This window comes from Actinomadura livida (assembly GCF_014648675.1).
Taxonomy (GTDB): domain Bacteria; phylum Actinomycetota; class Actinomycetes; order Streptosporangiales; family Streptosporangiaceae; genus Spirillospora; species Spirillospora livida.
Genome location: NZ_BMRO01000013.1, coordinates 259,717 through 269,407, shown reverse-complemented (window position 1 = coordinate 269,407; position 9,691 = coordinate 259,717). Strand labels below are relative to the sequence as shown.

The window sequence follows — 9,691 nt, the reverse complement described above, 5'->3', positions numbered from 1 at the left end:
GCTCTTACTTCCGGCCTTCTGGGCCGCCTCGACCCGGGCCTTCCACCTCTCGTTGCCCAGCAGCCAGTCAAAGGAGTTGGTCTGCAGAGCAAGGAGGTCCGGGACTTCGAGCGGCTCCTTGATGCGCGCGAAGGAGACGCGGTTCGGACCGGTTGCGGTATTCGAGGCGTTGCGCGAGGCTGCCAAGAGTGGTCCTTCCGAGGGCTCGCGGCGTAACTGGTGACACGCACGCCAGACGATCCACCACCGAGACCTGCACAAAGGGGTCCAAAAGGGACCACGGCAGGGATGCTCTCAGCAGCGGATAGTCAGAGGGCAGCGCAAAGGGGCAGTGTAGCCGACTGGTACACCGCTCGCAACTCTAGCGCCGCAGTATGCATCACGTTGCCATGGAGCATCGCTCCTCAACGCCTCTCAGTCAAGAGCGGACTTGGACTTTTCAGCCCCTGACCTGCAGTGAGGAAGGCCATAGTTTAAGGCTTGGGCGCGGGTGGGCCGGCAGGGCCCCGGGAAGCGGCGAACGGCCGCCCCCGGAGGGGACGGCCGCACGGTGTTCCCAGGTCGTCCGGCGAACGCCTCGGCGATCGCGGACCGGTGACCGGGACGGGTCAGGAGATCACGTCGACGTCCTGGGCCAGCCACTTGCCGCCGGTCTCGACCATCGTCATCTTCAGGCGCAGCGCCTCGGGGAGGCGCTGTGTCTCGTCGTCCTTGGTGGCCGACGTGCGGTTGGCGTAGACGAGGACGACGACCTTGTCGGGGGTGGCGCTGACGACGCCCGCCTTGAGCACCGTCGTGGTTCCGACGAGCTGCTGCTGGGTCGCGTTCGCCTTGAAGGACGGCATCTCCTTCTCGTAGTCGCTGCGCAGCTTCCCGGTGGTCATGTCGGCGGCCGTCTTCATGTCGGCGTCGATGGTCCGGAAGTCGTAGGACGACAGCGCCTTGGCGGCCTTGGACGCTGCCCACGCGCCCTCCCGGCCGGCGGCCTCGACGGCGTTCTGCTCGCGGTCCTTGAGGTACAGCATCGTGGCCGCGGTGCCGAAGGCGATGACGAGGACGGCCAGGACGGCGATGACCGTGTACCCGGAGCGGGTGGCGCCGCCGCGGGCGCCCCCGTCTTCGTCGTCTTCTTCTTCGTCGTCGTCCGCCTCGGCGGCGGCCGGCTTCTTCAGCTTGATCGGCTTGGCCGTCTTGGCGGGCTTCTTCGGCTTCTCGGCTTCGACGGCCTCTTCTTCGGCGTCGTCTTCGTCTTCTTCGGCGTCGGCCTCGTCGGCGTCCAGTTCGACGGAGGACTCCTCAGCGAGGACGTCCTCGTCGGCTTCGGGAGCGTCCTCGTCGGCCACAGATGCCCGTGCGGGCTCTGAGGTCTCCTCTGCCGTGTCGGCATCGTCGTCCGGGGCCCCAGAGGCTTCCGGGGCCTTTTTGGCGCGACGAGGCTTCTCAGACGTTTTGACGGCCTTCTTCGGCTCGGGCTCGTCCTCGGCGGCGGCGTCCGCGGCCTCCTGGGCCAGCCGGGCCGCCTCCCTCGCCTTGGCGGCGGCCTCCTCGGCGAGGCGGGCGGCCTCGGCGGCCTCCTCGGCCTTGCGCGCCTTGTCGTCCGCGGCGTTCTCGTTCTTCCGTGCGGAGCGCTTGCCCCGGCCGAGCATGGTCACGGGACCACCTCCAGTTCGGACACGAGCCACCGGTCATCGACCCGGGTGAGATCCATCAGGTACCTGTAGGCGCGTGCCGCGCCGTCCTTCACCTTGGGGTTGGTGACCGTCCCGTTGAGGGACACCATCACTTCGGCGGAGTCGTCGTCGATGGAGACGACGCCGGCCTCGACCTGGTCGACGCTCGACTTGGCCTGGGTCTTGCTGAGCTGGTCCAGGAGCTGCTTCGACTGGGTGCTGAGCTTGTTCTTCAGCTCGCCGGTGGTGCCGGCGACGATCCGGTCGAGGTCCTTCTGGGCGGTCTCGTAGTTGAGCGACATCAGGTTGACGCCCATCTGCCGCGCCGCCTGCGTCGCCTTTGCGCGCTCGTCGGCGTCGTTCTTGCCCTGCCAGGTGCGCGCGCCGAGCACGCCGGTGGCGACGACCAGCGCGACGACGAGCACGCCCAGGACGATCGTGGTGATCTGGGGCCAGCGGCGCCTCATCGGACCCGCCTCACTGGCTCAGGGGTCCGAGCATGAGCCACTTCCACGAAGAATCTCCCAACTCACGAGTACCGGCGGTGCGCTGCATGGCGTACCGCTTGCCGTCGGGCCCGTAGACGGCACCGGTCGTTGGATCGTATCCAGCGAATTCCACTGAGCCGGCCGGATACGAGAGGTAGAGGTTGCCGTTCGCCAGCTGGGCGGAGGGGGCGGCCGCGGCCTTCGCCTCGGCGTCCCCGCCCTTGGCCTGCGCCTTGCCGCCGCCGTCGCCGTCCTTGGCGTAGGCGCCGCCCTCGGGGAAGCCCGCGCCGGCGGTGGCGCCCGGCGGGACCTGCGGGTACGGCGCGATGGCGTCGGCCGGGAAGTTGCGGGGGCCGCGGACGGCGGTGGGCGCGTCCTTCGGCGCCTTGCAGCCGGCGTCCAGGCGGGGCTTCTTCTTGCCCGTGTGCTGCGGCCAGCGCCGCTTCACCTGCTCGTAGCCCTCGGTGCACGGGGGCGGCGAGTCGATGTTCAGCGCGAGGCCCATGTGCTGGGTTCCGTCGCCGGGCGTGACGGTGAAGGCGCCCGCGACGCTCACCGGGTAGAGGATGAACAGCGACCGCAGGCCCGCCTTGCGCGAGGAGATGACCTGGCCGGTGGTGGTGAGGTTCGCCAGGAGCACGGGCAGCGTCGGCGCGAGCTGGTGGACGGCCTTGTGCGTCTCGTCCACCGCGCCCGGCACGCTGTCGATGGTCCGGCGCAGCGCCGGGTCGTCGTTGCGGAGGGACGTGGTCAGCTCGTTCAGGTTCCGCGCGAAGCCCCGGATGTTGGCGGCCTGCCCGCGCTGGGTGTCCAGGACGGTGACGCTGTTGTCCAGGAGCCGCTTGGTGTCGGGGTAGGACTGGTCGGCGGTCTCCAGGATGCGGTCGGTGTCGTCGAGGAGGGACTGGAGGTCCTCGGCGGAGCCGGAGAACGCCTTGTTCAGCTCGTCCACGATGACGCCGAGGTCCTTGGTGTTGACCGAGCCGACCAGCGCGTCGACGTTGCGCAGCAGCTCGGCGGTGGACACCGGCAGCGTGGTGCGGTCGCGCGGGATCGTGTACGGGTCGCCCTCGTCGAGGTAGGGCCCGCTCTTCCGGGCGGGGACCAGGTCGATGTACTGCTCGCCGACCGCGGACCGGTTCGCCACGATCGCCTTCGTGCCCTCGCGCGGGATCCGCTCGCCGCGCCGGAGCTCCAGCTTGACCCGGATCCCGGTCTCGGTCAGCTCGATCGGCCCGACCCGCCCGACCGGGACGCCCCGGTAGGTGACCTCGGCGTTGCTGAACACGCCGCCGGAGTCGGTGAGGTCGACGTAGGCGACGTACTCGCGGCCGAGGAGGCCGCGGCCGACCCCGATGTAGTTCACCGACACGACCGCCACGCCGACGACGGTGATCACCGCGAAGGCGATCAGCTGGAGGATGATTCCGCGGCTGAGGATCACGAGAGGCTCCCCGTCATCAGGGTCCGCAGACCGCTGTCACCGGATCCCGGGCCGAGTGCGCCGGGACGGCCCTGCTGGTTCGAGCGGGGCCGGCTCGAACCGGGCTGGTCCGAGCCGGGCCGGTCGCCGTTCCCCGGCAGGCCGGGCAGTCCGCCGGAGCCGCCGCCCGGCGACTGGGGCAGCACGCCCAGCGGCGTGTCGGGCAGGGTCACGTTCGGGACCTGGAGCATGTTGCGCATCTGGTGGCCGCTGCCGAGCGTCTTCTCCAGGTCGGTGCCGCCGAACAGGTTCTGCGCTAGGGACTCGAAGTCGAGGTCGACGCGCAGGTGGACGTTGCCGTAGTCGCCCTCGACGACGTTCTCGAACGTCGCCGGGAACGGGAAGGTGATCAGCGTCTCCAGCGACTTCGGCAGGTCCGAGCCGGCCTTGTTGAGGTTCCGCAGGATCTTGTCGAGGTCCTGCAGGTTGGCGAGCAGGTCGGCCTTGGACTGGTTGATCACGTTGGTGGTGGTGCGGCTGAGCTTGTCCAGCGCGACCAGCATCTTGGTGAGGTCGGCGCGGTTGCGGTCCAGGACGGCGATCGCCGGGCCCGTCTGGTCGATGGTGTTCCGGATCGTCTCGCGCTCGTCCGCCAGCTTCCCGCTGAGCCGGTCGATGCTGTCCAGCGCGCGGGTGATCGCGTGCCGGTTGCGGTCGAGCGTCCCGGTGAAGGTGTTGAGCCGGTGCAGCACCGATTTGATCGTCGCCTCGCGGCCGCCCATCGCGGCCTGCAGTTCGCGGCTGATCGTGGAGACCTGCTCCAGGCCGCCGCCGTTCAGCAGCAGCGACATCGCCGACAGCACCTCTTCGATCTCGGTGCCGCGGGTCGTGCGGGCCAGCGGGATGATGTCGTTGTTGCCGAGCTGCCCGCTCGGCGGCTCGTTCGCCGGCGGGTCGAGCTGCACGAACTTCTCGCCGAGGAGGCTCGTCTGGCCGATCGTCGCGACGGCGTTGTCGGGCAGCTCGACGTCCTTGCGGACCTTGACGGTGACGACGGCGTACCAGCCGCGGTCGGACCGCGAGTCGCCGGCCAGCTCGATCTTCTCGACCTGCCCGACGGAGACGTCGTTGACCTTGACCGCGGACTGCGGGACGAGGTCCAGCACGTTCACGAACTCGATCTTCACGGTCGTCGGGTCCGACCCGAGGTCGGGGCCGCCGGGCAGCGGCAGCGACGACACGCCGTCGAACGTGCAGCCCGTCAGGGCCGTCACGCCCGCGAGGGCGACGACGCCGAACAGCCGTGCGCGGCCGCCCGCGAGGCGTCCCGCCCGGCGCACCCGCCGTGTCGTGCTCATCGGCCACCTCCAGGCAGCAGCGCGGTGATGTCCCCGGGCACGCCCTGCGCCGCGGCGCCGGTCCCGGCGCCGGTGTTCGACCCGCCGTTCGACCGGTTGCTCGCCTTGGCGGACTTGGGCGGGCCCTGCGGCCCGTAGGCGTCCGGCGGGATCGGGACCGGGTCGTAGTGCGTGGTCAGCGCGGTGATCCAGGACAGGTCCAGGTGCAGGCCCGTCAGCGCCTTGCCGATGCCGTTGTACGGCTCGACGAAGTCGAGGCACTCCTTGGCGGGCGTCCCCACCGAGTACGCCAGCGAGCAGACCCAGTCGGCCAGGTCGTGGAACTGGCGGAAGTTGTTGCGGGTGTGGATCGTGCCGCTGATCGGGTCGTACGCGCGGGCCAGGTTGTTGATGGCGAGCGGGCCGGCCTGCAGGACCTCGGCGAGGGCGTCCCGCTCCTTCACCAGCACGCCGGTGATCTGCGCGAGCTGCCGGACGCTCGCGGCCAGCTCGCTGCGGTTGTCCTTCACGAACCGCTGGACGTTGCGCAGCGTCGGCGCGAGGGTGTTGAGGGCCGCGCTCAGCTCCTCCTTCTCCCCCGCCAGCTGCGCCGACACCTCGTTGAGGTGCCCGCCGAACGACTTGATCTGCTGGTCGTTGGCCTTCATCGCGTCGGTGATGACGCGCAGGTTCCGGATCGTCTCGGCGATGTCACCGCGGTCGGTGCTCAGGGTGCTGAGCGCCTTGGAGGTGTCCGCGATCGTCTGCCGGATGTCGTCGCCCTGCCCCTCCAGGTTCGAGGCGCCGACCCGCAGCAGCTCCGACAGGGCCCCGGTGCCGTCCTCGCCCGGCGCATTGGCGCCCTCCGGGCCGAGGGCCTTGGTGAGGTCGTTCAGGCTGCCGCCGATGTCGTCGATCTCCACCGGGACGGCGGTGCGGCTGGTGGTCAGCGTCGCACCGTCCGCCAGGACCGCGCCGCCCTTGTACACCGGCGTCAGCTGGATGTACCGGTCGGCGACGAGCGTCTGGTTGATGATGACCGCCTGCGCGTCGGCAGGCACCTTGTACTTGGCGTCGTACTTCAGCTCGACCTTCACCGAGTCGCCGACGGGGTCGACGCTCGTGACCTCCCCGACGCGGATGCCGAGGATGCGGACGTCGGCGCCCGGATAGAGGCCGACCGTCTTGGTGAAGTACGCCGTCATCCGGCGCTGCTCCGGCTTCTGGAGCACCAGCAGGAGCACGGCGGCCAGCACCGCGACGGCGAGGATCGCGCCGCCGAGTCGGAGGATGGTCCCTGAATTGCGCACGGAAACCTGCCTGCTCACGGGAGGAAGGGCAACGGGTTGTCGCCCGTGACGCCGGTCTGGCCATTGCCGGAAGAGCCGTTGCCGTTGCCGGTACGGCCGCCCTGCTGGTGGGTGCTGCCCCCGCCCCCGCCGCCGCCTGGGCCGTCCCCGATCGAGGCGGGGATCGGCAGGAGGTTCTGGATCCACGAGTCGAACCAGCGGCCGGTGCCGGTCACGTCGGCGAACTGGCGGGCGAAGGGCGCGAACAGCTGGAGGATCCGGTCCAGGTTGTCCTGGTTCTTCAGCAGCACCCGGTTGACCCGCGCCAGGTTGTCCAGCATCGGCCTGAGCTGCTTCTCGTTCTCGTTGATCAGCGCGTTCACCTGCTGGGACAGGGTCACGGTGCGGATCAGCAGCTGGTGGATCACCGCGCGGCGGGCCTGCACCGCCTGCAGCACCTTGTCGCCGTCCTGGACCAGCTCGGCGAAGTCCTGGTTGCGGTCCGCGAGCAGCTGCGAGACGTCCTTGGCCTTGCCGGTCAGCTCGTGCAGCTCCTCGTCGCGGGACGCGATCGTGTTCGACAGCCGCCGCAGGCCCTGCAGCGACGCCCGGACCTCCTCGGGGGAGTTCTCGAACGTCTGCGACAGCACCTCGAACGACTTGGCGACCTGCTCGACGTCGATCGCGCCGACCCGCTGGCTCAGCTCGCTGATCGCCGGGACGACCTCGAACGGGACGTGCGTCCGCTCGACCGGGATCGTGCGGCCGAGCTCGCCCTTCCCGCGCGGGATCAGCTCCAGGTAGTGCGCGCCGAGGACCGTCTTGATCTTGATGCTGGCCTCGGTGCGGTCACCGAGCCTCACCCCGTCGTCGACCCGGAAGGTGACCTTGACGTGGTCTCCGTCCAGGTCCAGGGCCTTGACCTCGCCGACCTTGACGCCCGCGATGCGGACCTCCTCGTCGGGCTCCAGCCCCGCCGCCTCCTTGAACTGGGCGGTACGGGTGGTGCCGCCGGCGATGAGCGGGATGTTCTGCAGGTTCATCGCGAGGACGACCAGCACGATGATGACGGCGAACCCGATGAGGCCGATGGGGAACGGGTTGCGCTCGCGGAACGAGACCCTCATCTACTTGCACCTCGCGTTCTCGTTCACGATCGCCGGCGTCTGGTAGACCGGTCCGCCAGGCAGCCGCACCCGCGCGTCGAGGCCGCAGATGTACATGTTGAACCAGGAGCCGTAGGAGGAGATGTTCAGCAGCTTCTCCAGCCGGTTCGGCGTCCGCTGCAGGCCCTCGTCGATGTCCTTGCGGTTCGCGTCGAACGTCCCGGTGAGCTTGCGCAGCCCCGCGATGTCGTTCCGGATGCCGGGCCGCGCGTCGGCGAGCAGGTCCTGCGTGGTGCCGGTCAGGTCGTTGAGCGCGGCCACCGAGTCGAAGATCGCCTCGCGGTCGTCGGAGACGCCGCTGACGAACCCGCGCAGGTCGAGGATCAGCTTGTTGACCTCGTCGTGCCGCTCGTCGATGGTGCCGAGGACGGTGTTCAGGTTGTCGATCACCCGGCCGATGACCTTGTCCCGGTCGGCGAGCGTGCTGGTCAGCGACGCGACGTGCGCGAGCAGGCTGTTGATCGTCCCGCCCTCGCCCTGCAGCACCGTGATGATCTGCATCGCCAGCGTGTTGACGTCCTTGGGCTCCAGGGCCCGGAACAGCGGCCGGAAGCCGTTGAACAGCGTCGTCAGGTCCAGCGCCGGCTGCGTCTGCGAGATCGGGATCGTGTCGCCCGGGTCCAGGTACTCGTTGGCCTGGCCCTCCCCGTCGGCCAGCGCGAGGTACCGCTGGCCCATCAGGTTGCGGTAGCGGATGTGCGCCTGCGTGGACGACGGCAGCCCCGCCCGGAACGCGCCGTTCTCCTGGACGCTGAACGTCACCTCGGCCTGGTGGCCCTTGTAGAGCTTGATCTCCTCGATCTGGCCGACCCGGACCCCGGCGACGCGGACGTCGTCGTTCTTCAGCAGCCCGGTCACGTCCGAGAAGATCGCCTTGTAGGTCTTGGACGGCCCGAACCGCATGTTGGAGATCGTCATCGCCAGCACGCCGGTCGCCACCGCCGTGACGACCACGAAGGTCAGCAGCTTGATCGCCGCACTCGTCGTCTTCACTTGACCGTCACCACCGATCCCTGCAGCAGCGGCCCGAACAGCAGGGACGAGACGTCGGAGACCTCCTGGGCGGGGGTCTGCGTCAGCGGCCCGACAATGCTCTTGATCTTGTCCTTCTCGCTCATCGACCCCGGGTCGACGAAGATGTTCGACACCGCCCGGCCGCGGCCGCCCGCGGGCGCGTTCGCCGGGTCGGGGTCCTTCCACCACAGGTTGTCCTCGGTGCCGTCCAGCGCCAGGAAGTCCGGGAACGGGACCCGCGGGTTCGGCAGGTTGTAGCAGCGCGGGTTCCGCTGGTCCTTCACCTCGGGCAGCTCCAGCGGGTTCTTGTAGCCCGGCCGCGGCTTGACGATCTCGATCGTCAGGTTGAAGGTCTTGGACCCGTTCCCGCCGGCCACCCGCTCGGCCTCCGGCTTGATCTTCATGAGGCCCGCCAGCACGCACGGCATCGACGGCGAGTACCGGGCGACGAGGCTGAGCACGTCCCGGTTCGCGATGTTGAACCCGACGATCTTCGGTCCGTTGTTGCGCATGAACACGTCGCCGTCCTGCGCCAGCGCGGTCGTCGCCGGGATCAGCCGCTCGATCGTCGCCGTCTTGTCGGTGATCGTCTTGCTGGTCACGTTGAGGTTCCGGAGCGTCTGCAGCAGATCCGGCGCGGCGGCGTGGTAGATGTCGGACACGTCCGCCAGGCCGTGCAGGTCGTGGACGAGCGTCCCGAGCTCCGGGTTGATCTTCTTCAGCAGCGCGTCCGCCTGCTCCAGGTTCTGCCCGATCTGGTCGCCGCGGCCCTGCAGTGCCGTGGCGAGGGCGTTCAGCGTCGCGTTCAGCTCCGCCGGCTTCACCGCCTGCAGCAGCGGCAGCAGGTCGTTCAGCACCTTGTCGATCTCGACGGCGGTGCGGGACCGGTCCTGCTGGATCACGGCCCCCTCGGCCAGCCCCAGCGCGCCCGGCTGCTCCGGGATGTGCAGTTCCACGTACTTCTCGCCGAACAGCGTCTTCGGCAGCAGCCGCGCCTGGACGTTGCCCGGGATCAGCTTCGCCTTGTCTGGGTCGAGCGCCAGGTGCAGCGTCGCGCCCTGCGCCGTCGCGTCGGTGTCGCGCACCTCCCCGACGATCAGGCCCCGCACCTTCACGTCCGAGTGCGGCAGCAGCTGCAGCCCGGCGCGCTCCGTCCGCACCGTCACCTCGGTCACGGGAGTGAACGCCTTGTTGAACAGCGCCACGGTGAGCGCCAGCAACAGGACGATCACCAGCAACATGGAGATCCCGAGCAACCGAAACCGGATACGTTCCGTCATGATTCCGCCGCCCTCTGTGGGGGG

Annotated in this window: 9 protein-coding genes; all 9 read right to left on the bottom strand. The window is 69.4% G+C overall.

Going from position 1 to position 9,691, the window contains the following annotated elements; all coding sequences use genetic code 11:
• On the bottom strand, positions 1-186 hold a 186-nt coding region (locus IEZ03_RS28950; protein ID WP_189241245.1), incomplete at its 3' end, for a hypothetical protein.
• Between the two features lie 422 nt (positions 187-608).
• Entirely contained in the window at positions 609-1,646 is a 1,038-nt protein-coding gene (locus tag IEZ03_RS28945) for an Rv1363c family protein (protein ID WP_506269205.1), read from the bottom strand.
• Positions 1,647-1,648: 2 nt separating this feature from the next.
• Positions 1,649-2,137, bottom strand: coding sequence for an Rv1363c family protein (locus tag IEZ03_RS28940; RefSeq protein WP_132043975.1), 489 nt, complete (start codon positions 2,135-2,137; stop codon positions 1,649-1,651).
• A gap of 10 nt (positions 2,138-2,147) precedes the next feature.
• Positions 2,148-3,602: an MCE family protein gene (locus IEZ03_RS28935; RefSeq protein WP_184889177.1), complete on the bottom strand. Its 1,455-nt coding sequence runs from the start codon at positions 3,600-3,602 to the stop codon at positions 2,148-2,150.
• Positions 3,599-4,939, bottom strand: coding sequence for an MCE family protein (locus IEZ03_RS28930; protein WP_184889179.1), 1,341 nt, complete (start codon positions 4,937-4,939; stop codon positions 3,599-3,601). Before IEZ03_RS28930 ends, IEZ03_RS28935 begins: the two co-directional genes overlap by 4 nt.
• Positions 4,936-6,228, bottom strand: coding sequence for an MCE family protein (locus IEZ03_RS28925; RefSeq protein ID WP_229808648.1), 1,293 nt, complete (start codon positions 6,226-6,228; stop codon positions 4,936-4,938). The genes IEZ03_RS28930 and IEZ03_RS28925 overlap by 4 nt, the downstream gene beginning before the upstream one ends.
• Positions 6,229-6,242: 14 nt before the next feature.
• Positions 6,243-7,334 (bottom strand): MCE family protein, encoded by a 1,092-nt coding sequence (locus IEZ03_RS28920; RefSeq protein WP_184889183.1) that lies wholly within the window; start codon positions 7,332-7,334, stop codon positions 6,243-6,245.
• A complete protein-coding gene (locus IEZ03_RS28915; RefSeq protein WP_184889185.1) occupies positions 7,335-8,366 on the bottom strand; it encodes an MCE family protein in 1,032 nt (343 codons plus the stop codon).
• Entirely contained in the window at positions 8,363-9,628 is a 1,266-nt protein-coding gene (locus tag IEZ03_RS28910) for an MCE family protein (RefSeq protein WP_229808647.1), read from the bottom strand. Before IEZ03_RS28910 ends, IEZ03_RS28915 begins: the two co-directional genes overlap by 4 nt.
• Positions 9,629-9,691: the final 63 nt, after the last annotated feature.

Excerpts from the sequence above, each read along its gene's own strand:
- IEZ03_RS28940 (WP_132043975.1), bottom strand. The coding sequence starts at position 2,137 with ATGAGGCGCCGCTGGCCCCAGATCACCACGATCGTCCTGGGCGTGCTC.
- IEZ03_RS28920 (WP_184889183.1), bottom strand. The coding sequence starts at position 7,334 with ATGAGGGTCTCGTTCCGCGAGCGCAACCCGTTCCCCATCGGCCTCATC.
- IEZ03_RS28910 (WP_229808647.1), bottom strand. The coding sequence starts at position 9,628 with ATGTTGCTGGTGATCGTCCTGTTGCTGGCGCTCACCGTGGCGCTGTTC.
- IEZ03_RS28945 (WP_506269205.1), bottom strand. The coding sequence starts at position 1,646 with ATGCTCGGCCGGGGCAAGCGCTCCGCACGGAAGAACGAGAACGCCGCG.
- IEZ03_RS28930 (WP_184889179.1), bottom strand. The coding sequence starts at position 4,939 with ATGAGCACGACACGGCGGGTGCGCCGGGCGGGACGCCTCGCGGGCGGC.